Source organism: Paenibacillus sp. Marseille-P2973, from assembly GCF_018101095.1.
Classification (GTDB): Bacteria; Bacillota; Bacilli; order Paenibacillales; family Paenibacillaceae; genus Fontibacillus; species Fontibacillus vini.
Genome location: NZ_JAGQEH010000024.1, coordinates 24,662 through 49,239, shown reverse-complemented (window position 1 = coordinate 49,239; position 24,578 = coordinate 24,662). Strand labels below are relative to the sequence as shown.

Sequence of the window (24,578 nt, the reverse complement as noted above, 5' to 3'; positions counted from 1 at the left end):
CCTCTCCTTTTCGAATGGTTGCTCGACACTTCCATTTTACCAAGGATTGGTTTCTTTTTGTTTGATTTGAATGAAAAAAAAGGGGCGTCCCTCAGTCATCTAGGATGACTTTTGGGACAGCCCCTTTAAGTTGAAATTAATGCGGGATCATCAGTCGCAAACTTCCGGACGGCCCTCTTCGTTACGCATACGGAACGATTGACCGCAGCCGCAGGAAGCGATGGCGTTCGGGTTGTTGATCGTAAAGCCGCCGGACATGCCCGACTCCTGGAAGTCAATTTCAAGCCCGTTCAGATAACGGACGCTCTCCTTGTCGACCACGACCTTAATACCTTTAATATCCTGGTAAATGTCGCCTTCGCCTTCCTGATCATCAAGTCCCATGCTATATGAAAAGCCGCTGCAACCGCCGGGATTCACTCCGAGACGGAGAAACATATCCGGCGTTTCCTCTCCGGCAATCATGTCCTTAATCCGCTGTACAGCACTATCAGAGATTTCAATCATCGTAACCCCTCCTTTATATACAAAGTATACTCCACATCCTCGTTCCCCTCAAGCGAGTGTGATTTTTATAGCAGCGTCTTTCTTTTACGCCTGTTCCATGTGTTGTCCCTTTTCAAAACGGGGTTTATAATAGGAAAGTGGTTTAATATGCCTGTAACGATGGATCCGGATGGATCCTCCAAAGGAAACGGAGGTATCGTCATGTTCACGACCGCAACAACGAACATCGATAGAAGAATGGCTGAAATTGTTGAGAAAGTAAAGCAAGGGGAACGCTTGACCCTCGAGGACGGGGTATACTTATATGAGAGCGACGATTTGTTGACCATTGGACAGTTAGCCAATGAGGTCAATTTAAGAAAGAATGGGAAAAAAGTTTACTTTATCGAAAACATGAGTCTCTACTTCACCAATATTTGCGAATCGCATTGCGCGTTCTGCAATTTCCGCAAAGACCAGGGCGAAGAAGGCTCTTACACCTTATCCGGCGAGGAAATGATCGCCTACGTGGAGCAGCATATTACTCCGGGCGTACGCGAATTCCATATCGTGGGCGGACATAACCAGCACGTACCGTTCCAATACTATGTAGACTCTCTGAAGGCGCTCAACGATCGTTTCCCCGACATTACGCTCAAAGCGTATACGGCGGCGGAAATCGAATTTTTCACACGGATCAGCGGGCTTAGCACGAAGGAAGTCTTAACGGAACTGCAAAAGGCCGGGCTGAAATCCTTGACCGGAGGCGGCGCGGAGATCTTGTCCGACCAGTACCGGGAAAAGATGAAAGTGGAAAAAGCGAACGTGGACCAGTATCTGGATGTCCATCGCACAGCCCACAAGCTGGGGATGAAGACGCATACGACCATGCTCTACGGCTCGATCGAGTCCCATGAAGACCGGATCCGCCACATGATCCAGATTCGCGAGCTTCAGGACGAAACCGGCGGGTTCATGGTATTCATTCCGTTGTCGATGCAGCCGCGCAACAAAAATGCGGGGATCATGCGCCGGAACTCGGCATACGAGGATCTCAAGACGATCGCGATCAGCCGGTTGATGCTGGACAATATTCAGCATATCAAAGCTTACTTTATCAACATCGGGGTCCAGTTGACCCAGGTAGCTCTGACCTTCGGCGCTTCCGATGTGCATGGCACGATTTTGAAAGAGCAGATCAGCCACGCCGCGGGCGCACTGACGCCGGACGGATTAACCCGGAAAGAGCTTGTTTGGCTGGTTAAAGGGGCCGGACGGATTCCGGTCGAGCGCGACACCTTCTATAACGAAGTCCAGGTATATGAATAAAGCATAGCGGGCTCCCAAAGCAGCCCCTGCAGAAAGGAATACGAGGAGATGAAACAATTCGTTATTCTGGGTGGAGGCTATGGCGGAACCACCATCATTCATGAACTTTTTAAAGGACATATTCCTGCGGATATTCAAATTACACTGATCGACCGGATGCCGTTTCAAAGCCTGAAGACCGAGTACTACGCTTTAGCCGCGGGCACGGCGTCCGATCACGAGCTAAGGGTCCCTTTTCCTCATTATCATGGACTAAATATTAAGTATGGCGAGGCCGTCTCCGTCGATCTGGAGAACCGGAGGATCCATTTCTCGGAAGAGGGGGAACCCCCTCTGGAATACGATCAACTTGTCATTGCTTTGGGCTGTACCGATAATTATCACAATATTCCAGGGGCGAAGGAGTTCTCCTGCAGCATCCAATCGTTCTCGGCGGTACGCGAAACTTATATGAAGCTGAACAATGCCAAGCCTAACAGCAAAATCAACATTGTCGGCGGAGGACTCAGCGGGGTCGAGATTGCAGCCGAGCTCCGGGAGAGCCGTCCTGATTTGAACATAGCGCTCATCGACCGCGGATCTCGCCTGCTATCGGCTTTCCCGCCGAAAGTGTCCACCTATGTTACGAAATGGTTCCACGAGCACGACGTGGAGACGCTGTCCCATATCTCGATTCACTCCCTGGAGCCGGGAGTTATCCATCATGAGAACGGGAATCTGCTTTCGGATGTCACCGTATGGACGGCGGGAATCCGGCCGGTGGACCTTGTACAAAACCTGAACGTTGCCAAGGACCGTCAAGGGCGCGTGCTTCTCGATGAGTATTATCAAATCCCGGATTACCCGGAAGTTTTCGTCTGCGGAGACTGTGCCAGCCTGCCTTTTGCACCGAGCGCTCAGGCTGCCGAAGGTCAGGGGCACCAAATTGCGCATATTGTGTCCGCACAGTGGCGCGGCGAAACACCGAAGCTCCAACCTATCAAGCTCAAGGGAACCCTAGGCTCCCTCGGCAAAAAAGCCGGATTCGGCTTAATGGGCAAAGCCCAGGTTACCGGCCGGGTACCCCGCTTGCTAAAGAGCGGTGTGCTGTGGATGTCGAAGCACCATCTTGGATAAGCCGGAGCGGAATCATAGCAGGGCTATTCTAACGCCTCAATCTCCTTGATGAGTTTCAGAATGGTCTCATACAACTGTTCGGCGGTTTCTGCCGCTACCGTTTCTCCATTGACCAAGGCGTAGGGAGACATGTAGCACATGCCGCAGCCCGTAAGGCAACCGTACTCGATAACTTCGCAACCGTGCTGTTCTTTTAATCGGTTCAATATCGTATCGGTTCCAAACCCGGCATTGTTTGCACAAAATTCAATAATCGGTTTCAACCGTATCTCTCCCGTCATTGAAGCATTTAAATTTAAAGGTTTTTGTAATATAATATATAGGAAAGGAAAGGAGTTGAAAACAATGAGTGAAAACGTACAAGATAAATTGTATGACGAGGTGCTGGAAGTTTTGGACAAACTTCGTCCCTTCCTGCAACGTGACGGCGGCGACGTCGAATTGGTCGACGTGGAAGACGGAATCGTCAAATTGAGATTGATGGGTGCCTGCGGCAGCTGCCCAAGCTCCACCATCACCCTCAAAGCCGGTATCGAACGCGCACTGTTTGAAGAAGTAGAAGGCGTTCAAGAGGTCGTACAAGTATTTTAAGATATACAGCAGCACAAATAACACGGTCCTCCGGCATCGCCGGAAGGCCGTGTTTTTATTTTGTAGATCTACCGATAGTTAAGAGGGCTTGACCCATGGACGAATCGGATCGAGCCCACCGGAAATGTCCATAATGTTGCCGGTAATAAAGTCGGAATCCGTATGACAGAGGAACGAAATCACACGGGCGATGTCTTCCCCGCTCCCCGGACGGCCCAAAGGCGTTTCTCCGTCGGATAGCTCGCGCGCTTCAGCGATGGAAATCTCTTTGTTCCGGCCGCGTATATCTCCCGGGCATACCATATTCACCGTTATTCCGTAAGAGGCCTCTTCCACCGCCAAGGTTTTCGTAAATGAGACAAGCCCGGTTTTGGCTGCGGCATACACCGCGCGATGCGGCCAAGCCCGGGATTCCGACGCATGGCCGAACCCGAAATGAATAATCCGTCCCCAGCCTTTGTCCCGCATACCCGGAAGGACCAGATGATCCAGCAGCATCGTGCCTACCAGGTTGCCGTCAATCATCGCCAGAATATCTCCCTGACTGTAGTCGGTGAACAACCTGCGCTCCCGGATGAACGGCCCGGCATTGTTCACAAGGATATCGATCGTCCCGAGGCTATCCTGGACTTGATTTGCGAGCGTCTCAATTTCTTCCCGCCGAGAAATATCTGCCCGGACGGCGATGCACCGGACGCCGAGCTTTTCAATTTCGGATTGAAGAGCGTGCGCTTCCGATTCACTATGTACATAATTCAGTGCGATATGACAGCCTTGTTCCGCCAGCGTCAACGCGGTTTTCTTGCCCAAGCCTTTGGCGCTTCCCGTAATCAGGGCGACTTTTCCCACCAACGTCCTTCTCCTCCTCACCAGTACCTTCTTTTCAAGTATAAAAGATTTAAGACATTCCCACAAACGGGTTGCTGAGGAAAGACAACGACGTCCTTCTGAGACTGTTCCTGTATATAACAAATGTCCCGCTGCATAGATGCAGCGGGATGGTCAAGCGTTTAAGGCTAATTAGTTATTTATTAAAATGCCGGTACCAAAGCACCTTTATAGGTATCTTGGATAAATGTCTTAACCTCTTCGGAAGTCAACGCTTTAGCCAGCTTTTGGATCGCTTCGGAATCTTTGTTGTCCGGACGGGATACCAAAATGTTGGTGTATGGCGAATCAGCATCCTCGATGAACAGCGCATCTTCAACCGGGTTGAGGTCGGCTTCAAGCGCATAGTTCGTATTGATCAGCGCCAGGTCCACTTCTTCCAATTGACGAGGAAGCATTGCGGCATCAGCTTCGATGAATTTCAGGTTTTTCGGATTTTCGGTAACATCCGCTTTAGTAGCCATGATTCCTGCATCTTCTTTAAGCTTGATCAGGCCTTGTTTTTCAAGCAGCAGCAGAGCGCGTCCGCCGTTCGTTGCATCGTTCGGGATCGCTACTTTCGCGCCGTCAGCAATTTCGTCAGCCGATTTCAGCTTCTTGGAGTATGCACCCATCGGTTCTACGTGCACGCCGACAACGGATACCAGATCAAATTTGTTTTGAGCGTTTTGCTCGTCAAGGTATGGCTGATGTTGGAAGTAGTTTGCATCCAGTTGTTTTTCGAATACTTGAACGTTCGGCTGTACATAGTCTGTAAATTCTCTGACTTCCAGCTCTACGCCCTCTTCCTTCAGCTTCGGAGCAATAAACTTGAGAATATCCGCATGCGGTACGGTTGCGCCAACGACCAGTTTAACCGGTTCGGTTGCAGCCGGAGTATTCGCGGCATCGTTCCCTGCAGCCGGCGTATTGCCTGCCGCGGAGTTGTCGTTCTTTGCATTGTTGCCGCAAGCGGCGAGTACCAGAACCAAAGCCAGCGTCAATAACGAAAAAGTCCATTTCTTCATAACAGTATGACCTCCTAATAGTTTTTGAATAAGGATTTAATCTATATAAGGTTTCCTTATTTCCTCGTAAAATGAATCACCAGCCGGTCACCAAGCATTTGCAGCACTTGCACCAGGATGACCATGAAAATAACGGAGACAATCATAACTTCCTTCTCGTAGCGGTAATACCCGTAACGAATCGCCAAGTCGCCGAGTCCGCCGCCGCCGACCATACCCGACATCGCGGTGTAAGATACCAGGGTAACTGCGGTAATGGTCATGCCTGCGATTAGGCCGGGCAACGATTCCGGCAGCAGCACCTTGCGGATGACCTGAAAGGTCGTAGCTCCCATCGCGTGCGAAGCTTCAATGACCCCGCGATCCACCTCGCGCAGCGCCGTCTCGACGAGACGGGCAAAGAACGGAGCGGCTCCGATCACGAGCGGCGGAATGGTTCCTTCCACTCCGGAAGATACCCCCATAATCGCCCGGGTAACAGGGATTAGAGCAACGATCAGAATGATGAACGGTACGGAACGGATAATGTTGACGATGAGGGACAGAATCCGATAGACCCACCCAAGAACCGGCGAACTGGAACGGGAAAAGGTATATAAGAGCACGCCCAGCGGCAATCCGATCAGAAACGTGAACAGGGTGGCATAGCCCATCATTTGCAGCGTATCCGTAGAAGCTGTGCCCATTTCGGCCCAGTCGATTTTAGAAAAGTCCAACCCCCACATTACCCGATCACCTCCACATCAAGATCCCGTTCTCTTAACAAAGCAAGCGTCCGCTCCACTTTCTCGTCGTCTCCTTCAAAGGAAACCGTCAGTTTGCCGTACGGCACGTCCTTGATCGTTGAGATCGTCCCCTGCAGAATCGCGAAGTTTACGCCGGTTTCCCGGACCACCTGGGACAACACCGATTCATAGGTCTTGGCGCCGAGGAATGTGATCTTCACCAGTCTCGCCCATTCCGGATGAGGCACCGATGCCGCCAGCTTCAAGCCTTCTTCGCCGGCCGAGCCGGCTGCGTCACGGTTGATGAACTCCCGTGTTACGAAATGACGTGGTTTCAGGAATACCTCGGTAACCGGCCCTTCTTCCACGATGCCTCCTTCATGAATGACTGCAACGCGGTCGCAAATGCTCTGGATGACATGCATCTCATGCGTGATCAGCAGAATCGTCAGATTGAACTTCCGATTGATATCAAGCAAGAGCTTCAGAATGGAATCCGTGGTTTGCGGATCCAGGGCCGACGTAGCTTCATCGCACAGCAGCACATCTGGATCGCTGGCCAAGGCCCGTGCAATGCCTACCCGCTGCTTCTGTCCGCCGGACAGCTGAGCGGGATACTTCCCGCGGTGCTCTTCCAGCCCGACCAGAGCAAGCAGCTCATTCACCTTGGCTTGAATCTGAGCCTTGGGAGTTCCGGTCAGCGTCAGCGGAAACGCGACATTATCATACACCGTAGCCGAAGACAGCAAGTTGAAATGCTGGAATATCATTCCGATCTTCCGGCGGTGCTGTTGCAGCTCCCGCTTGCCCAGCTTGGTGAGATCCGTACCGCCGACCCAAACCTCGCCCTGGGAAGGTCTTTCCAGCAAATTGATGCAGCGGATGAGCGTGCTTTTACCCGCGCCGGAGTGGCCGATCACTCCGAAGATTTCCCCCTTGTTGACCTTTAGATTAAGCCCGGATAATGCGGTGGTCATCTTCTTTTTGCTGCCGTATATTTTAGTGAGCTGTTTGAGTTCAATCAAACTTATAGCCTCCTGTTTGCGCAATTTTCCCAAGTAAATCCAATAAAACAGAAAAGAGCCCCACAGATTCAAAGGGCTCTCTTTACGTAAAGACAATGCCTTCTCATCTGTCAAAACCTGCGATGACTGTGCAACGCGATTTTGAAGGAATTAGCACCATGACATTCGGTATCGGCATGACGGAGCCGTAGCTCCCTACCTGATTCGAATCGGTTGCTGGGCTTCATCGGGCCTTTCCCTCCGCCTCTCTCGATAAGAAAAATATGAAATTATTTCTGAAACTAGTTTAGAGTATAGGAGTTTTGCCCTGTTTTGTCAAAGGAAAAAATACGTAGCCCGATCGGAAATATATTCTATCTCCCCGAAACCTTTTTCCAGCGCTGATTTGCATAGGAAAAGGACGCTTCCAGCGTTTCGCAAACCATAAGATAACCTTGCTCCAGATCGTGCAGATGACGGTCCAGATCCTCAAGCTCTATTTTCCCGTGCAATGTCTGATGCCGCTGCCAAAGATCGTCCTTCATTTCCGAATTCATGTAGTGGATCTCCGTATTCCGGCGCTGTCTCAGGACGGCGAGCGGTTCTTTGTATTTTTCTTTAATGGCAACCAGCCGATCTCCCAGCTCCATATGTACCTTCATGTACCGGAATTGCCGAAGCACCGTGAAGTAAGAGAAATGCGCTTTTACTTTGGAGGTTTTGAGATCAAACAGCTCGTTCAACACCGTACCTAGCTTGTCCAGCGTGGCAAACACGCGAATGAATCCGTCCTTGTAAAAAAATACGTATCGCGCATAATCGCCCCGCTCGGCCGGATCCATATCCTGCTCCGAATCGTGGACAACCTTTTTCCGGAAAAAGGAGGCCGCATGCAGACACTGCTCCAATTCATCCAGCGAAGCGATCAGACCAAGCGTCCAAATTTCGAGCTTCCGAAAATCATGGGTCGGATCTTTATGGAGCTCCGTTTCTTTTTGCAGCAGCTTCGTCAATTGTACCATGGCGTCGATAGCGTCCTTCAGCAGACCTTCATTTTCTCTTGGCGGTTCGCCAAGCAAGCTTCGCAGCATATTGTTTCCTCGCTTCCGTCAATGAATCCGGGTATCCGTTCTCCCTGCCTATTGTATAACACTTCCCGAATGTCTCTAAGCTCATTCCTGCACAATGTTATTGAGCACGTCCGTCCTTGTTTCTGCTTAACTGCCAAGTTCTGACGCTCATATAACAAAGTACCCCGAACAAGGCCGCCAAAACAATGATATGGGCAAGAGAGGTAAACAAATACACTTCATAATTGTTCAGCGTGAACACAATACTTGCGCCGGTGAATACCTGCACCAATATCAGCACGGTGGCCGCTACGCCGAGTGAACGGATTTCCCGGTTCCCCGGATGTTTACGATAGGCAAAATGACCGACCGTGGCTACCAGGATTAACAGCAGCGCAGCCGCAACCCGGTGAATGAAAGCGATGCCGACACCGCCCGAAAGTTCCGGGATGAGTTCCCGGTTACAGAGCGGCCAGCCTGTACAGCCGCCGGCGGAATCGGTATGACTCACATAGGCGCCGATATATACCACGATGTATGTGTAGGCTGTAGCGAACCAGGTCAAATTACGGAATCCGCGGGAAACATACAGTTTGGTCGGCGCGGGCTGCTTCCCGTTCTCCCTGGCTTCATCTTCGCGAATGCCAAGGACGAGCATCACCGAGCTGGCAAAAGCTATCAGTGAAAAGCCGAAGTGCAGCGCCATGACGGCCGAAGACGTAGGAAATATGACCGCCATCGCGCCCATGACGGCTTGAACCATGACAAATACAAGCGCAAGAAAAGAATAAATCTGCAGATCCCGGCGTTGCTTCCGGTACATCCAAAACGCCACAAAGGCCGCCAATGACAACAAGCCCGCGGCTCCGCTGACTGCCCGGTGCGAGTATTCGATCAAGGAGGCGATCGTGTGGGCCGGTACGAATTTCCCGTGGCACAGAGGCCAATCATTGCCGCAGCCGAGGCCCGATTCGGTCTTGGTAACCACGCTTCCGCCCAGTGTTGCCAAGAACATGACTAAGCAAGAAATATAGCTAAGCCATTTCAATTGCTTCGTATTCAAAATGCTCACCCGCTATATCAGTGTAAGGAGATACAAACATCCATAAATCATAATCATTATACCTGATCGAATAGAGCTAATCATAGAGAAACTGTGACAAAATGTTCACAAATACAAACATCGCCGCCTGTACGAGCCAGGGGCGATGTGATTTTTGTCGTTTGAATAATGTGAAATACGTGTTCAAAAAGTCGGGTTTTCAGCTGGGCCGATTATCCGTCTTTTCGTTCCGGCGTATCGTGTAATGTATGGTAAACATCAAGCGCCTTGTTCAGGAAATCCTCGATCTCCTCGCGCGATTTGCGAAGCTTGTTGACGAAACGGATCAGTTCACGGCCGTCCGCATAAGCGACAAAGCTGGGGATTCCCAAAATGTTCTGTTCCTGGCTAACGTCCCCTACCTTGTCCACGTCCACCTCGATCAATGCTATTCTGTCACCGTATTTCTCTTCAATTTCAGGCATAAACGGATCGATAAATTTGCAGTCTACGCACCAGTCCGCTTTAAAGACCGCTACTACGAGATTGCTGGATTGAATACTTACATTAAATTCAGCTGCGCTTTGCACCTGTTTCATTAGCTTCATTCCTTTCTGCCTGTAGTTTATGAACTCCTTTACTTAGTCAACCAAAACCCGGAGTGGAAGTCAAATTTTTGGCCATACTTATAATGGATGTTCAAAGTAAAATACGTGATGCATAAAGTCTCTACAAAGAAAGCGGGGATACCATGAAGCAAAGCCCACGTAATCCGGACGGTCCGGCTTCGGCCCCCGGCCTCAAGGATTTTTTGCGGCGGCTGCCTTCCGTGATCGGGGAGGCGGTAAAGGGCAAAGCCGCCGGAATTGCCGAATCCAGCCGGCTGCGCGAAGAGCGGCTTTCCCTCGAATGGAATGAAGCCTCCGCCCGGACGGTGGCGACGGAGCTTGAAGATTTGCTGCGCCGGGGTCCCGCGGCCAGAGCGGCCCGGGAAGATGCCTGGAGTGAGGCGGACCGGGAGCTGGCGGAGGAAATCGCCTTGGCAACCGGCCGGGCGGGGGCAAGTAATATTACCCGCACGGAGGCTTATCTGGCATGTTATCAGGCCTACCCGGAGCTCCATTGGGCGTTCCTAGCCCATATGGTATCCAGAAATGCCGGTTGGAATATGACCGATCTGCGCGGAAGGTTGGCCGATCTCCTGGACGAGAGCGAGAAAAAGGCGTACTACCGCTTTTTGGAGCGCAGCAATGCGCTAATCTTCCAGGACGCCTATCCGCAGCTTCTTCTATATATTAAGAGCCGGGAGCTCGGGTCCAGCCGGTTTCATCTGCTCCCCTATTTCCACGTATCCGAGTTTATGCGCCCATTCTGGGAGCGCTTCTGGATCGACCGGGGGAGCGCGTTGCTGACGGTAGGGCTAATTATCAATGAGCAGAATTATATCGAGAAGCGGGTGATCCGCCATCCTTATTACCAGAAGCATATTACCGACAAGCTGCCCTTCCACCTGAACAGTCTGGCCGGACTGAATCAGGTGGTGTTCCCGCTGCTTGAGGCGGAATCTGATCATGCGGACGGGAATGAACAAGCAGTGAAGGACAAAGCCGCGGATGTATCAGGGAGTGAGGATCACGGGGGCGGAAGTGATCCTGCCTTGGTGGAGGGAGGCCGTGCCAGGTACGAAGTGCGCCGCCTGGCGGGGCGCGTCGTATCCGACTTCGGCAGCCTCCCGGATCGCATCGCGCTCGGCAAGAGCCTGTACGCGATGCTCATGGGCCTCCGCGCCGTGCGCAGCGGCGCGGAGCGCTTCGCCGTCAGCGTGCCGCACAGCGGCTCGCGCGGCGACTATTGGCCGGAATTGTTCACGGCCAATAGCAAAGAAGCACTGACCTCTGCGATGCAGGGGTCAGTGCTTCTGGAGGGCGAGACGCTGCCGCCGGGCATGCGTCTCTTCAGCCCCAAGCTGCTGGACGCTTGGGGCGACACCCCCTATGAGCCAATCTCCAGGGAGGATTGGCTCAAGGACCATAGCGCGCTGGATGGTATCAGCGCGCCGCAGCCGCCGTATTTGTGCGACATCAGTCGCGAGCATCGCGGCGGCATCCTCAAAGCCGCGCTCGCCCACGATGTCGCGGGCGATTAGGACGGCGGGCAGCCTTAGTACGCGGCCTGCCCTATTTCGCTACGCCCGATTGTCCCGAGCGCTGCAGCCGCATCAGCGGGGACAGCAATTTACGCAATGGCGCCGGATAACCGGACAGCTCGTCTTTGCGCACGACGCGCAGCAGCACGAGCATTACCGGATAGAGCGCCACAACGGCTACACCGACGATACAGCAGGTCAGGAAAAAGGCGATCCGTGCTGGCATGATCGAAACCATTTGAATTCCGGCCTGATTCAGTCCGTATCCAGCCCCCATCAACACGATGACCGTCAACAGGAAGCCGACCCAACGGTTCCCCATCAGGGAGAACGGCACGATCTTTTTCATTGTCCACAAATTCAGCAGCGTAATGACCAGGAAACACAACCCCGTAGCGGCGATGATTCCGTAAATGCCCCAAACCGGTGCAAGCGCGAAGCTGGCCGCCAGTTTTACGACGATCCCGACCATTACGTTCACCATAGACAAATAAGGCTTGCCCACTCCTAACAGGATTGAGTTGCTGGTCATCATCGTGATCTGGAAAATCGTCATTAACGTTAAAAATCCGACGATCCCGTACCCGTCAAGCGATTTGAACAATAGACCATTGACCGAGTATGCTGCGGTTCCCAGAACGATAACAAGCGGCAAGCCGGAGAGAATCGAGATCCGCATGGCAAGCGTAACCTGATTCTTCAGATGCACCTCATCCTTCTTGACGAAGGCCGCCGAAATGACCGGAATCAAAGAGGTACTAAGGGCGATCGCAAGAATCGGAGGAATCCCTGCCACCATTTGCGCTCTGGAAGTCAGAAATGCTAAAGCTTGTTCGGCCGGACCTTCCCCGATGTGGTCGATCAGCAGTGTCTTGACGATGGAGCCGTCAATAAAGTTTACCGCGGATACCGTTAGGGAGGTCAATACGATTGGAATCGACAGCTTGAAAATATCAAGATAAATCCGTTTGAACGGAAGATTGGCTCCGCCGGTTCCCGTTCCGGTACCTGTCGTGATTCCCGGTTCCAGAGTCAGTTTCCCTTCGTCCGACTTACGCATTTTCATCGCGTAATACAGCATGACTCCAAACGCCCCAATGCTGCCGAACACACTGCCGAACGAAGCACCGGCAGCCAGCCATTTATCGGAATAACCCATACCGTACATTACAAAGGCCAATCCTATGGCCGTAATAACCCGAAGAATTTGCTCCATAATTTGAGAAATCCCCGAGGCGGACATATTGCCGCGCCCCTGGAAATACCCCCTCATCATTGCAATCGTCGGGAATAGCAACAGGGCAGGCGCAATCGCCCGGATTGCCACGGAAGCCTCCGGTACCTTCGCGATGTTCGTAGCATAATAAGGAGCGACCAGGTATAGGAACACCGTAATCAGAAGTCCGGAAACAGCACCGAACATCAGCGCAGCCTGGTAGATTCTCTTGGCCTCCTCCGGTTTGTTCAAAGCGTATTTTTCCGATACCATTTTGCTGAGTGTGCTTGGAATGCCCGCCGACGCGATCGTCAGCAGCATCAGATATACGTTATTGGCAAGCCCATACGAGGCATTCCCCGTATCTCCAAATACATGCTCCAGCGGCACCCGTTGGAACAAACCCAGCAAACGGACAAGGAGCGCCGCCCCCGCAAGGATCAGCGTTCCTTTAATAAACGACTCTTTCTTAGACAAAGAAAATTCCTTCTTTCTAGACGATGATCCAAATGATGAAAACAATGATCATGGCGAATTGGAGTATCACTTTTACGACGATGCTGCTAAAAAGGCCGACAACGGAGCCAACCCCGACTTTAAAAGCTTTGGCGAGCGACTCCCCCTTGATTAACTCGCCGATCATAGCGCCGAGCAACGGACCGATAATAAGGCCGAAGGCGGGGATCACGAACGGGCCGACGATGATGCCGATCGTGCTGAGCCAAACGGACAGCTTGCTGCCGCCGAACTTTTTGACCCCCCAGGCGCCCACGGCGTAATCCGCCACTAGAAGGACCACGACGATCAAGGTCTGAATAATCCAGAAAAACCAGCCGAACGGTTCAAACGAGAAGAACCAGCCATACACGAAAAAGGCAAAGTATATCGCAAGAACCCCCGGTAAAACGGGATATACCGCTCCCGCCATCCCGATCACAAATAAAGCGATGACCAATATCCAGCCGAGCACAGCTATCACCTAGACCTCACTCTCCCGCCAAAATATAATCGCGGATGATCCGCGCAATGCCGTCATCATTGTTGGAGTCGGTTACCACGTCCGCATTCTCTTTAACCGCAATCTGAGCATTTCCCATCGCCACGCCGAGTCCGGCCGCTTGAATCGCAGCGAGGTCGTTAAGGCTGTCGCCTATAGCTACGGTCTCCGACATCTCGATGCCCAGCAATTTGCAAACGGTACGAATGCCGCTGGCCTTATTGATGCCTGCCGGATTAATCTCGAGGTTATAAGGCGACGAGTTCGTGATTTCTAGTCCCCCCATGTCCTGAAGCTGCAGCATGATCTTGTGGCGAATCTCGTCATCCTCGGTGTGATAACCGAATTTGAGCCATTGATTGCGATCCAGCAATTCCGGCTCCCAGCTGTTCTCGTTGTAGCTTCCTTCCACCGCATAGGCCCAGAACCATACATGATGCTCCTGTGCGATATCATACATCCGGGCAATGATCGTCTTGTCAAACAATTCCCGGTGGTAAAGCTCATGAGGCGATCTCCAAACCTCACTGCCGTTGACAGTGATCATGGGCGTTTCAAGGCCGAGTTGGTCTCCAAAAGGAACCGCCTCATTATAGCCTCTGCCGGTAGATAAACAAACGTGTACCCCTGCGGCGGCCGCCTTGTGGATCCACTTCTCCGTTTCGGGTGAAATTTGATGATTATCGGTCAGCAGTGTTCCGTCCATATCGAGCGCCAGTAATTTATACTTCAACAGAAAATCCTCCATTCAGCCCAGTTCGCATATTTGCTTCCTACCTTGTGAATTCATGGGTCTTCGTTAGCATAACGCCATTTTATCATAAACGCCCGAACCCAACAAAGACAGTTACCGCATTCCCCTGTCCCAATTTGTGCCTAACGAACTCAGCTATCCTTATTTAGTCAAAATACAGCAGTTTGAGATTCTTACGAACCCTGGTAACCTTATTTCGAGCTAAGAAGAACCATTGTCGCCTAAAATTACTCAATAACGCCGTTGGAGTTCCTTAGATCCGGTCAACGTCCATTTTTCTGCTAATAAGCTCTTTACGATTCGTTAGAAGTTCGCCCATGCCGGAACCGTCCATTTGTGGCTCTCCTCTCCGCACCATTAACAACCGTCCACCAATGATTAACCGCCCCTCCGGTCCTTTCCGACTCAAAAAAGCAGGCTCTCGTCCTTCCGACGAAAGCCTGCCTGAATTCCACTATTTAATTGGACCCGCCATTCGCATCATTCGCAACAGCCCATCATCTACTTCATCCGTTTAAGCCGATGCCGCCTTTAAGCTCCGGCGTTTTTGGTAACGCGCCACCAGACCGTGCAGCGGTGAAAATACAAAGGCCAAAACGAAGAGGAGGCCGGCGACGGTGATCATGGAGCCTGCTATTGAAGCGTCCAGCCATTTTGCTGCGTAATATCCGCCTGCGGAGCTGACTGCACCGATCAGCACGCTGTAAATCAGCATAACACTGAGCCGGTCGGTCAGCAGATAGGCGATAGATGCCGGAACGATCAGCATCCCGACAACCAGAATAGCGCCCACGCTTTCAAACGAAGCTACCGTCGAGAGCGATACCAGTCCCATAAGCAAGTAGTGGAACAACGCCACAGGAATGCCGACGGCTGCTGCCAGCGCGGGATCGAATGCGCACAGCTTAAACTGTTTATAGAACAACCCGATTACTACAAGGACAAGCAACAATGTCCCGCCCAACAGCCATACGGCAGCCGGTCCCATATCATAACCGTTTATGATCAGCGTATCCCACTGCACATATGCGATTTCTCCGAAGAGGACGCAATCCAGATCCAGATCGATATGAGCCGCGTTCCGGCTAATCAAAATGACTCCGATCGCAAACAGGGCGGTGAATACAATCCCTATAGAAGCGTCGGATTGCAATCCTCCGTTTTGAAGACTCTGAATCAGAAATACCGTAATCAAGCCCAAAACGGCCGCTCCCGCCAGCATTAGAATCGAATCCCTCGAGTTGCTGATTAAAAAGGCGATCGCGATGCCCGGTAAAACGGAGTGGCTGATCGCATCTCCGACCATCGCCATTTTCCGGAGAACGAGAAAGCAGCCCAACACCCCGCAAGTGGCCGCCACCAATGTACCGGTTAAAATAATCCAAAAGTCAGCCATTAATCACCACTCCTTTCCGCCGCGTGTGCCCTATTGGAGATAACGGCCCGTTCACCATCCATAACCACCGTCTCAAAGCCGCGCCTCACTTCATTCCGCTGGCGTATGCGGCGAAGCAGTTTGGACGCCAGCCCTCTGCCCGGCGCGAAAACGACGGAGACCAGAAATAAAGAGGTAGCCGCCAGCACGGTCACCGGTCCTGTCGGCAAATTCGATAACGTGCCGCTGATCAAGGTACCAGTAACACCGGACAGAGCGCCGAACACGCCAGCCAGAACGATCATCACGCCCAAGGCATCGGTCCAATAACGTGCGGCTACCGCAGGCGTGATCAGCAGGGCGGCGACAAGTACGACACCGACCGCTTGAATACCGACAACGACGGCTATGACCGTCATCAGGAGCAGCAATTGTTCGAACAGGCCGACCTTGAGCCCCATTCCCCTTGCAAACCCGGGATCAAAACTGACCAGTTTAAATTCCTTGAATAACAGGGTACAGACGGCGATCAAAATCAGAGATACGATACCGACCAGGTATACGTCGGACAACATCATGGAGGCCGCCTGCCCGAACATATATTTATCCAATCCGCTTTGATTGCCGTTGCCGCTGTGCTGAATTTTGGTCATCATCACAACCCCGATGCCAAAAAATACGGACAGCACAATTCCGAGCGCCGCGTCCTGTTTAATCCGGGAATAGCGGGTGATGGCATGAATTCCGAATGTCGCCAGCATCCCCGAGACGATCGCTCCGAGCATGAAGAGACCGATTGACTTCACCCCGCTGAGCATAAATGCGATACAAATCCCAGGCAGCGCGGCATGAGCCAGCGCGTCGCCGAGAAGGCTTTGTTTGCGCAGGAAGGTAAATGAACCGATCACTCCGCTCCCCAGTCCGAGCAGCAACGAGCCCATCAGAATCCATTGCATATTAGGATCAGTAATCCAATTTATAAATGTTAGTAGCATAGGGTCTACACCTTCCCCACTGGGACGGCCGCGAAATCTTGCAGCATGGCGATTCGGCCGCCATAAGTTTTCTGGAGATGATCCGGCGTAAATATTTCCTTCGTCGGTCCCGCTGCTACCAATTCTCCGTTCAATAGCAGGACATGGTCGAAATACTCCTGGACTGTGGACAGATCGTGGTGGACGACCAGAACGGTTTTGCCTTGCTCTTTAAGCTCGTGCAGCAGCTGGATGATCGCCTTTTCTGTAGTAGCGTCTACCCCGGCGAACGGTTCATCCATGAAGTACAGATTGGCGTTTTGAGCCAAAGCTCTAGCCAGAAATACCCGCTGCTGCTGGCCGCCCGACAATTGGCTAATTTGCCGTCCCGCATAGTCGGCCATACCGACTTTGCTCAAGCATTCTATAGCAATTTCCCGTTCCTTGCTTCCGGGCCGCCGGAACCAGCCCAGATGCCCATAACGTCCCATCATCACCACATCCAGCGCGTTCGTCGGAAAATCCCAATCCACCGATTCCCGCTGCGGCACATACCCTACGCTTTTGCGCATCTCCCGGTAGGGGCGGCCGAAAATGCTCACTTCGCCTTCCACTTTAGGAATCAGGCCGAGCACGGCTTTTAGCAACGTGGATTTCCCGGCTCCATTCGGTCCGAGCACACCGATCAGCTTTCCGGACGGAATTTGGAACGATACTGAATTCAACACCGGCTTTTTCTGATAAGCCACCGTTAAATGATTCACTTCTAAAGGATAGCTGGCCATTTGTTTTCTCCTTTTCCCGGGCTAAGCTTCACCCAGTCCTTTTATTTCAACGCTGCGGCAATGGTGTTCACGTTATGACGGACCATTTTGATATAAGTGTCTGCATCCGAACCCGGCTCTCCCATAGAGTCGGAGAACAATTCGCCGCCGATTTTGACGTCATGCCCCATTTCCTTCGCTCCGGCAATGACCGCCTCCATCGATTTCGTGGGAATGCTCGATTCTACAAATACCGCCTTGATTTGGTTCTCTACGAGAAAGTCACGTAATTTACTCACATCCTTCGAACCGTACTCCGAAGCGGTACTGATTCCCTGTAACCCCATCACCCGGATGCCATATGCGTCTCCAAAATACCCGAATGCATCATGGGCCGTTACCAGCACGCGTCCGGCTTCCGGAATTTCGGCGATTCGCTCCCTGACCTCCGCATCAAGCTCATTTAGCTCCGCAATATAAACTTCCGCATTTTGCTTATATACCGCGGCATGATCCGGATCGTATTCAACCAGTGTATCCCTGATCGTCTCGGCAGCCGATACCCAGTGCTTCACATTGAACCAAATGTGAGGATCGTATTGCGAACCGCCGGCATCCTTGCCTGAACGCAGCACGGAGGGATCGATATTCTTCGAAACGGCAACCGTCGGTTTACGCTGTTCCAGCTTCTCGAAGATTTCCTGCATCTTTCCCTCCAAATGAAGTCCGCCGTACAAAATCATATCCGCATCGTCCAGCTTCTGAATATCGCCTTGGGAAGCTTTATAAAGATGGGGGTCCACGCCAGGTCCCATCAGGCCTTGCACTTTCACCTCTTCGCCGCCGATTTCCTGAACGACATCCGTAATCATGCCGATCGTCGTCACGATGTGAATAGGGCCCTCGCCTTCCGCACGTTGCTGATGACCAGGCTCTCCCTCCACTTTGGAACAAGCCGCAATCACGATAAAGGCCAGTATGCTCAGCGTCATTTTTGCCCGCTGCAGCGGGCTTTTCTTTACCTTCAACTCATCCACTTCCATCTCTCCTCCCGCATTTTCACTTTTACCGGTTATTTGTTGTACAAGTAAACACTTGTTTCCCATAAGCTTAATTTTTAGTCGCATATAAAAATGTTTCCCTAAGGCAAATTCTAAGGTATAAACATACAAAAAAGCAAGAGGAATTTTCCTCTTGCTTAAATTAATTTACGGATTCACGGGTCAGTCCTAAAGTTATTGTCCGTTATTTCCGGAGTTTTGATTACCCGTCTGTTGATTTTGATTTGTTGCCCCCTGGCCTGTTTGTTGTTGCTTCAATGCCTTCTTCGGTACGCCATCCAGCCCATACTCCTGGTCATACGCATCGAAGATTTTGCGGGCGATCGGCGCGGCGCTCTGCGAACCAAAGCCGCCTTCGGGAACGATGACCGCAACGGCCAATTTAGGATTTTCACGCGGCGCAAAGGCGATAAACACCCCGTTATCCCGGTTCTCACCCTTCGCCCATTGCTCCGAAGTACCGGTCTTCCGGGCAAAGTCATATGGGAAACCGGCAAACGACGAGCCTACCTCGGTTTTCATTCCGCTGATGACTTCCTTCCAATGTGCATCTTTAAATTTGACTTCATTCAGCACGGTAGGTTGGAACTCTTTGATAACATTTCCGTTTTCATCGGTAATTTTGCTGACCATATGCGGCTCCATCCGCTTACCCCGAGTAGCTAGCGTTGAGACATATTGAGCCAACTGCATCGTAGTATATCCGCCTTGCTGTCCGAAGGAGGCGTATACCAAGCGCGAAAGAGCTGTTTCAGACTCGTCTTTGTAGGCCAGCGCCCCGAGGTATTCTTTCGGCAAGTCGATCCCTGTGGAAACGCCAAGACCAAATTCTTTCATGTATTTATCCCAAACGTCGATCCCTTTGGATTTATATTTCTCATAAAGCTTCTCCCCCACCATATCGACCATAAAGGTATTAGAGGATTTTTCGATGGCCCGGGACGGGTCCATGCTTCCATAAGCATGCCGGCCCGAGTTACGGACACTGGAAGAGTCGTTCTTACCGAAATAGGTGATCCCTCTGTCATTGTAAATCGTATTTGTTGTAAACAAATTCTCGTTTAATCCGATCAGGACAGACAAGGGCTTAATCGTGGAACCAAGATAGACATTCGAACCAAAATCATGACCGGAACGCCCTGAACTAAACGGCGTAATCGTGCCGTTCTGATAGTTGGTCATTATTTTGCTCCACACATCGTTAGGCATGCTTCCCGTCTGCCATAAATTCGTATCATAATCCGGCATGCTGGCCATGGCTATAATATTTCCGGTCTCCACCTCCATCGCCACCGCATATCCCGTTTTCGCGTTGGGATGTGTTTTGCCGGATACCGGATTTTTATGAACCCAGTCAATTTGATCTAGGATCGCTTGTTCTGCAACCAACTGCACATTTTTGTTCAGTGTCGTGTGGAGATCATATCCCTTTACCGGAGGGGTCACTTCCGGAATACCGGTAGCCATATTGCGAGGATCGATTGGGACGCTCTTATATCCGTTCTTCCCTCTTAGTTCCGCTTGGTAGTACATTTCAAGCCCGTCAAAGCCTACGAATTCCTCCGGTGTATATTCTAAAGCAGGATCCTTATCCTTTGCTTCTCTGATCGGATCGTACCAGGATACCGAGTCCGTGGATTTAAACTTCTTGAGGTATCCGACCGCCTGCACCGCCACGGTATCCTTGTCATAGTGACGAATACTCTCCTCCACGACCTCGATGCCCGGGAACTGATCTTTGCGTTCAAGGAAATAGGCCATTTCCTCTTTGGTCAAACCGATCTTAATTCTGCGGGCGCTAAAGCCCCCGTTAAGACGGTAGTCCAGATCCATCGCCTTGATGATATCTTCCTTGGACATCTTCTCGGCATTCGGATCGCCGTATTTGTCGAACACTTCCTTCAGCTTATCGGCCAAGGCCAGCGCTTCCGCACGGTTCTCTTTTCCACGGTCGGTCGTGGTGCTGTAATCCTTCTGCAAGGTGATATACAGCGACTGAACCGGCGTAGAGTAAGCCAGCTTCTCTCCCTTATCCGCGAAAATGGTTCCCCTGATCGGCGATAAAGGCACGTCCTTAACTCTCATAGCCGTCTCCTGCTTGGACAGGCTGGGTCCTTCTACAAACTGGAGAATGGCAAGACGAACGATAATAACCGTAAAAATAGCAAATGCGCTGAAAAAGAACATATTCAGGCGGATATTAAAATGACGCTGCATCGCGGCTTCCTGTTCGCGCGGGTCGTCGGAATATACACTTTTCATTTCCGTTTCTCCTTATTCCATCAATTCATCCCTTATATATTAACATAACGGAAATGGGCATGGCGAAGTTACATCGATTCCCAGTTTTTTTGCTCATAAAAACTCCAGCTATTTCGCGGCCATTCCCAGGAAATAACTGGAGTCTCATCGATAAGACGCTATACGATCTTATCGGGGATATGCGTCTCATTAAAAGCGGGAGGGTTGAACCAGTCTCCGCTACCGGCCCAGGTCGAGTCGAGCGGAATCCATTGCTCCTTCTCGGATAAGTACACCTCGTTCCAGGCATGCGGGCCGTATCCTCCCCGGCCGTCGTAGCCGAGTCCGGTAACCACTTTGACCTGGAGTCCCTGCGAACGGGCCATGACGGCATAAAGGCGTGAATAATCAATACATACGCCGCGCTTGGAATCATACGTCATTTGCGGCGTTTGCTCACGCCAATTCCCGTTTTTCTCGTAGTCCTCGACCTTATCATAATCGTAGGTCACCCTTGAGCCGACCCAGTCATAGAGTAGGCGTGCTTTTTCCTCGTCGCTTTGGGCCCCTTCGGTGATTTTGGCCGCGGCCTGTCCGATATCCCGTGGAATGTCGGCGTCGATTACTTCGTATCTTCGCTGCAGTATCCCGTTCAGCTCTTCTTCGACACCGCGGGTAAACACCGGAAGCTTTTCTTTGATCAAATTGCCGGACAGCGGTTCAATTACGCTGCGGGCTCCCTGCTGATAAACGGGGGAAGCTTCCACATAGCGGCTGAACCCGCTGTCCGGAAACAGCGTCACCGAAATGAATAATACAGCGATGACGAACAGGCATCTTGCCGCACCGATCACCGCGCCGATTCCCGCTCCGGCCAACCGGCTAAGCAGCGTGGCGGGACGCTCTCCTCCAAAGACCAAGCGCCCCAGCCAGGAGCTGCCGCCGAAGGCAAAGGCGGATACGAGGCCAAGCACCGTGCGGATCAGCCAATAGCTCAGCATGAACACCACGGCAACTCGCATCAGCGGAAAATCACGGATCGCCGTAAGCAACGTGTAATAGATCTGCTCCCATTTGTTCAAATCGCGCTCCGGCAGCGTGACCCCGGATAACCAGCTCTGTACCAGCGGTGCCAGCCATAACGTTAGCGGTATAGACGCCAGTATTCCCAGCACCGACAGCACGCCTCCGCTCAGCAAAGACACCAGTCTTCCGGCGCTGCGCGAGGCGCCTCGCAGTAAACCTTGCAGTATTGAGAACAGCAGGATGAACAACAACAAGGCGGTAACCCAGTTGAAGTCTCCCAAGCTATGCAACCAACTCTCCGTCATCGTCAACCTCCGTTCTGGATGTCCTGTTTCTTCTTCATCAAGAGGATCTTATTGAGAGTTCCGTTTCGCTTCTTGGATAAAAGCTTCCAGCGTATCGCTTACTTTCCATTCGCCCAAGGAAACGCCGTGAAACATCACTTTAACTTTGTCTGCGCCTTCCGAACCGCTGACCTCCAAGTTCGGGGTCGTAATGGTGAACGTACCGTCCGGATTCCGGTTCAGCTTCGCTTCGCTAGCTTCTTTTTTCATCATATTCAATGCTTCGGTTTTGCTGATATCCACCGCCTGCTCTTTAACCGCTCCCACCGCGTCGCCGATATCCTTCAGGGAAATTCCGCTATATACGATGATAAATGCGGCGATGACCAAAACAAGCGCCCATTTCACAACCGTCTTCACCAAATTTAAAATCAGGAACAGTACGACCAGAGCTATAACAATAACCAGCCAGTTCTGTTTCAGAAATTCAGTCCAGACTTGCAAATCCAAATCCAACATGACCCACGCTCCCAAAGTTCTTTAATATCAGTTCAGGCACGCATGCCTGCATGCTTTATACATTATACATGATGGCCCAGTCCAATGTCAGCTTAACCCCGTTTTTCCGCAAAAACCAAGAAATAGGACGAATCCCTCAATCCGGTAATAAGTTCGTCCTTGGAAACGTACAAGTAGATCATAAGAACTTTCCAGGGAGGCACAAGGAATGAAAATGGCATTTTGGCTTTATTTCTTTATGTTTCTCGCTTTTTTCGATCTGCACGCCCAGTATCCCATCCTGACGCCATTTGCTTTATCGCTAGGTGCGGCTCCGACTTTCATCGGCTGGATGATGGGCATTTACGCCCTGACGCATTTACCGGGCAATCTTCTGGCCGGTCAGGGCGTTGACCGGCACGGAAGCCGGGGCTACATGATTTTCAGCCTGATTGGAGCCGGGTGCATTCTATTGCTGCAAGCGCATGTCACTATGCCTTGGCAGCTCCTGGCGCTCCGGTCGATCAGCGGCTTCGTGCTGGCCTTCTTATCCCCGGCATGTCTCGCGATGCTCGCTTCCCTGTCCAAAAATTCGGTCCAGCAAGGAAAACTGATGGCCGGACATGGAGTCGTGCATACGCTCGCCTCGGTCGTTTCCCCGGCCGCCGGCGCATTTCTGGTCGCCCGGACCGGTTACTCGCTTACCTTTCAATCCTTAGGCTGGCTCTTGATTGTCACGGGCATCATCGCCATTTTTACGATTCACGAGCCGAAGAAGGAGAGGTTGGCTCCCTCTTTAAACGCAAAGCATATTCCCGTCAAAATCAACATCATCCCTTTGCGCTACTATGTGCTACCGCTAGCCGTATCCTGCTCGCAGGGGATTCTCTTCTTCGAGCTGCCGCTGCAAGCCGGAGGTACGTCGGGTATTTTGCATACCGGCCTGTATTTCTCGATCATCAGCCTCGGGGCGCTCGTCACTTTGTCCATGCTCTTCCTGAATCGCTATAGCCCGTATAACCGGGTACTGCTGGGTATTTTCGGCATTGCTCTGTCCTTTTTCGCTTTGGCGGCTCTGGATTTCATTCCGCTCCCCGTGTCGCTCTTTGCTCTTGGAATGGCCAAAGGGATTACTTTCCCTGCGATGGCCTCCATGTTCATCGACCTTAGCGGCGGCAAGCGGCTGGGCACCGTATTTTCAGTGCAATCCATAGCCATGTCCATCGGCTCGTTCATCGGACCGATCACGGCGGGCATGCTTCACGAGACCCATTCGCCATATTTTTTCGCATTTCTTCTACTGATGGTCGTCCTGATGTTTACCCCGCCCACGAAACGGCGGGATACACCGGCCCCTCCAGCTATCATTGGAACCTGACAGAACGTCTCAAAAGTTCTTACTTACCTTAACCGGAATAGTTGACTTGCTTTGTAAACAGTTTGTTTTTTGCTTCCGAAATTTAGCTGTGGCAGAGTGGGTAAGGCAGGCAGGGCCCACTGAGAAATAACTGGATTTTCTACAGTTAGTTCCCCACAAATATACCTTTTAGATAAATTAGATGTAAAACCTCCATCTATTTTCGCCGATCATGCCGGATTCGGGCCTTAAAGAACAAATTAACTGTAGTTTTTCCAGTTAATTTCGATTATCCGGCAGATTAGGGGAAATTAACTGTAGGTTTTCCAGCTAATTTCCTAGGAGCATGCACCACCCTCTGTCCATAGGTCCGAGCCCACCTCATCTAGATTATTAGGGGTCCACTGCTGCCCGAATAATTTTTCGCCCATAGGCTGGCACACAGAGCACGGGCCATTGTGCCACATAGTATATCGTGTAGTAACCGATCGAAATGAAAGTGGGGTGAACCTATGGGCTACGTTAATCCTTGCGGACCAGGACCGGGGGTAGGAGGCATATGGACATCGACAGGAGCCATCCTCGTTCTGTACATTTTGCTTGTCATCATTCTCCGCTCTCCTTTCT

25 protein-coding genes and 1 riboswitch are annotated in these 24,578 nt (G+C 51.6%); of the genes, 5 read left to right on the top strand and 20 right to left on the bottom strand.

What is annotated here, in order from left to right:
• Positions 1-150 precede the first annotated feature (150 nt).
• Positions 151-507, bottom strand: a complete 357-nt coding sequence (locus tag KB559_RS24410; protein ID WP_211026014.1) for a HesB/IscA family protein — start codon at positions 505-507, stop codon at positions 151-153.
• A gap of 201 nt (positions 508-708) precedes the next feature.
• On the opposite strand from KB559_RS24410, the gene mqnE reads away from it, so the two are divergent.
• Positions 709-1,815: an aminofutalosine synthase MqnE gene (gene mqnE, locus KB559_RS24405; protein ID WP_211026028.1), complete on the top strand. Its 1,107-nt coding sequence runs from the start codon at positions 709-711 to the stop codon at positions 1,813-1,815.
• Positions 1,816-1,863: 48 nt separating this feature from the next.
• A complete protein-coding gene (locus KB559_RS24400) occupies positions 1,864-2,931 on the top strand; it encodes an NAD(P)/FAD-dependent oxidoreductase (RefSeq protein ID WP_211026012.1) in 1,068 nt (355 codons plus the stop codon).
• Between the two features lie 23 nt (positions 2,932-2,954).
• Here the strand turns inward: KB559_RS24400 and KB559_RS24395 are convergent, their stop codons facing one another.
• Entirely contained in the window at positions 2,955-3,194 is a 240-nt protein-coding gene (locus KB559_RS24395; RefSeq protein WP_213655995.1) for a YuzB family protein, read from the bottom strand.
• An 82-nt stretch (positions 3,195-3,276) separates the two neighbouring features.
• On the opposite strand from KB559_RS24395, the gene KB559_RS24390 reads away from it, so the two are divergent.
• On the top strand, positions 3,277-3,522 hold the full coding sequence (locus KB559_RS24390; RefSeq protein WP_211026008.1) for a NifU family protein: 246 nt from the start codon (positions 3,277-3,279) through the stop codon (positions 3,520-3,522).
• Between the two features lie 78 nt (positions 3,523-3,600).
• Here KB559_RS24390 and KB559_RS24385 read toward each other — a convergent pair whose 3' ends face one another.
• The 7 genes from KB559_RS24385 to KB559_RS24355 all read right to left on the bottom strand — a co-directional run bounded on the left by KB559_RS24385 (position 3,601) and on the right by KB559_RS24355 (position 9,857).
• Positions 3,601-4,374 (bottom strand): SDR family oxidoreductase, encoded by a 774-nt coding sequence (locus KB559_RS24385; RefSeq protein ID WP_211026006.1) that lies wholly within the window; start codon positions 4,372-4,374, stop codon positions 3,601-3,603.
• Positions 4,375-4,553: 179 nt separating this feature from the next.
• Entirely contained in the window at positions 4,554-5,417 is an 864-nt protein-coding gene (locus tag KB559_RS24380; RefSeq protein ID WP_211026004.1) for a MetQ/NlpA family ABC transporter substrate-binding protein, read from the bottom strand.
• Between the two features lie 56 nt (positions 5,418-5,473).
• Entirely contained in the window at positions 5,474-6,142 is a 669-nt protein-coding gene (locus tag KB559_RS24375) for a methionine ABC transporter permease (protein WP_211026002.1), read from the bottom strand.
• Positions 6,142-7,167, bottom strand: a complete 1,026-nt coding sequence (locus KB559_RS24370) for a methionine ABC transporter ATP-binding protein (RefSeq protein WP_211025999.1) — start codon at positions 7,165-7,167, stop codon at positions 6,142-6,144. The genes KB559_RS24375 and KB559_RS24370 overlap by 1 nt, the downstream gene beginning before the upstream one ends.
• Before the next feature lie 100 nt (positions 7,168-7,267).
• Positions 7,268-7,426: riboswitch (SAM riboswitch) on the bottom strand.
• Positions 7,427-7,520: 94 nt separating this feature from the next.
• Positions 7,521-8,237, bottom strand: coding sequence for a Cthe_2314 family HEPN domain-containing protein (locus KB559_RS24365; protein ID WP_211025997.1), 717 nt, complete (start codon positions 8,235-8,237; stop codon positions 7,521-7,523).
• 97 nt (positions 8,238-8,334) lie between these two features.
• Positions 8,335-9,279, bottom strand: coding sequence for a COX15/CtaA family protein (locus tag KB559_RS24360; protein WP_211025995.1), 945 nt, complete (start codon positions 9,277-9,279; stop codon positions 8,335-8,337).
• Positions 9,280-9,491: 212 nt separating this feature from the next.
• Complete coding sequence (locus tag KB559_RS24355) at positions 9,492-9,857, bottom strand: thioredoxin family protein (RefSeq protein ID WP_211025993.1); 366 nt, start codon at positions 9,855-9,857, stop codon at positions 9,492-9,494.
• Positions 9,858-10,009: 152 nt separating this feature from the next.
• Between KB559_RS24355 and KB559_RS24350 the strand changes: the two genes are divergently transcribed.
• On the top strand, positions 10,010-11,404 hold the full coding sequence (locus KB559_RS24350; RefSeq protein ID WP_211025991.1) for a DUF2515 family protein: 1,395 nt from the start codon (positions 10,010-10,012) through the stop codon (positions 11,402-11,404).
• Positions 11,405-11,435: 31 nt separating this feature from the next.
• On the opposite strand, the gene KB559_RS24345 is transcribed toward KB559_RS24350, so the two are convergent.
• From KB559_RS24345 to KB559_RS24295, 11 genes are all read right to left on the bottom strand, one after another.
• Positions 11,436-13,097, bottom strand: coding sequence for a putative polysaccharide biosynthesis protein (locus KB559_RS24345; protein ID WP_211025989.1), 1,662 nt, complete (start codon positions 13,095-13,097; stop codon positions 11,436-11,438).
• Between the two features lie 16 nt (positions 13,098-13,113).
• On the bottom strand, positions 13,114-13,596 hold the full coding sequence (locus KB559_RS24340; protein WP_211026026.1) for a DUF456 domain-containing protein: 483 nt from the start codon (positions 13,594-13,596) through the stop codon (positions 13,114-13,116).
• A 10-nt stretch (positions 13,597-13,606) separates the two neighbouring features.
• Positions 13,607-14,365 carry a Cof-type HAD-IIB family hydrolase gene (locus tag KB559_RS24335; protein WP_211025987.1) on the bottom strand — a complete coding sequence of 253 codons (759 nt, stop codon included), beginning with the start codon at positions 14,363-14,365 and terminating at the stop codon, positions 13,607-13,609.
• Between the two features lie 259 nt (positions 14,366-14,624).
• A complete protein-coding gene (locus KB559_RS24330; protein ID WP_211025985.1) occupies positions 14,625-14,780 on the bottom strand; it encodes a hypothetical protein in 156 nt (51 codons plus the stop codon).
• Between the two features lie 105 nt (positions 14,781-14,885).
• Complete coding sequence (locus tag KB559_RS24325; protein ID WP_211025983.1) at positions 14,886-15,767, bottom strand: metal ABC transporter permease; 882 nt, start codon at positions 15,765-15,767, stop codon at positions 14,886-14,888.
• Positions 15,767-16,741, bottom strand: coding sequence for a metal ABC transporter permease (locus KB559_RS24320; protein ID WP_211025981.1), 975 nt, complete (start codon positions 16,739-16,741; stop codon positions 15,767-15,769). Before KB559_RS24320 ends, KB559_RS24325 begins: the two co-directional genes overlap by 1 nt.
• Before the next feature lie 5 nt (positions 16,742-16,746).
• A complete protein-coding gene (locus KB559_RS24315) occupies positions 16,747-17,505 on the bottom strand; it encodes a metal ABC transporter ATP-binding protein (protein ID WP_211025978.1) in 759 nt (252 codons plus the stop codon).
• A gap of 41 nt (positions 17,506-17,546) precedes the next feature.
• Positions 17,547-18,527: a metal ABC transporter solute-binding protein, Zn/Mn family gene (locus tag KB559_RS24310; protein WP_211025976.1), complete on the bottom strand. Its 981-nt coding sequence runs from the start codon at positions 18,525-18,527 to the stop codon at positions 17,547-17,549.
• A gap of 192 nt (positions 18,528-18,719) precedes the next feature.
• A complete protein-coding gene (locus KB559_RS24305) occupies positions 18,720-20,807 on the bottom strand; it encodes a peptidoglycan D,D-transpeptidase FtsI family protein (RefSeq protein ID WP_211025974.1) in 2,088 nt (695 codons plus the stop codon).
• A gap of 158 nt (positions 20,808-20,965) precedes the next feature.
• Positions 20,966-22,117, bottom strand: a complete 1,152-nt coding sequence (locus KB559_RS24300; protein WP_211025971.1) for a transglutaminase domain-containing protein — start codon at positions 22,115-22,117, stop codon at positions 20,966-20,968.
• A gap of 48 nt (positions 22,118-22,165) precedes the next feature.
• Positions 22,166-22,606 (bottom strand): hypothetical protein, encoded by a 441-nt coding sequence (locus KB559_RS24295; RefSeq protein WP_211026023.1) that lies wholly within the window; start codon positions 22,604-22,606, stop codon positions 22,166-22,168.
• A 217-nt stretch (positions 22,607-22,823) separates the two neighbouring features.
• Between KB559_RS24295 and KB559_RS24290 the strand changes: the two genes are divergently transcribed.
• On the top strand, positions 22,824-23,972 hold the full coding sequence (locus KB559_RS24290) for an MFS transporter (RefSeq protein ID WP_211025969.1): 1,149 nt from the start codon (positions 22,824-22,826) through the stop codon (positions 23,970-23,972).
• Positions 23,973-24,578: the final 606 nt, after the last annotated feature.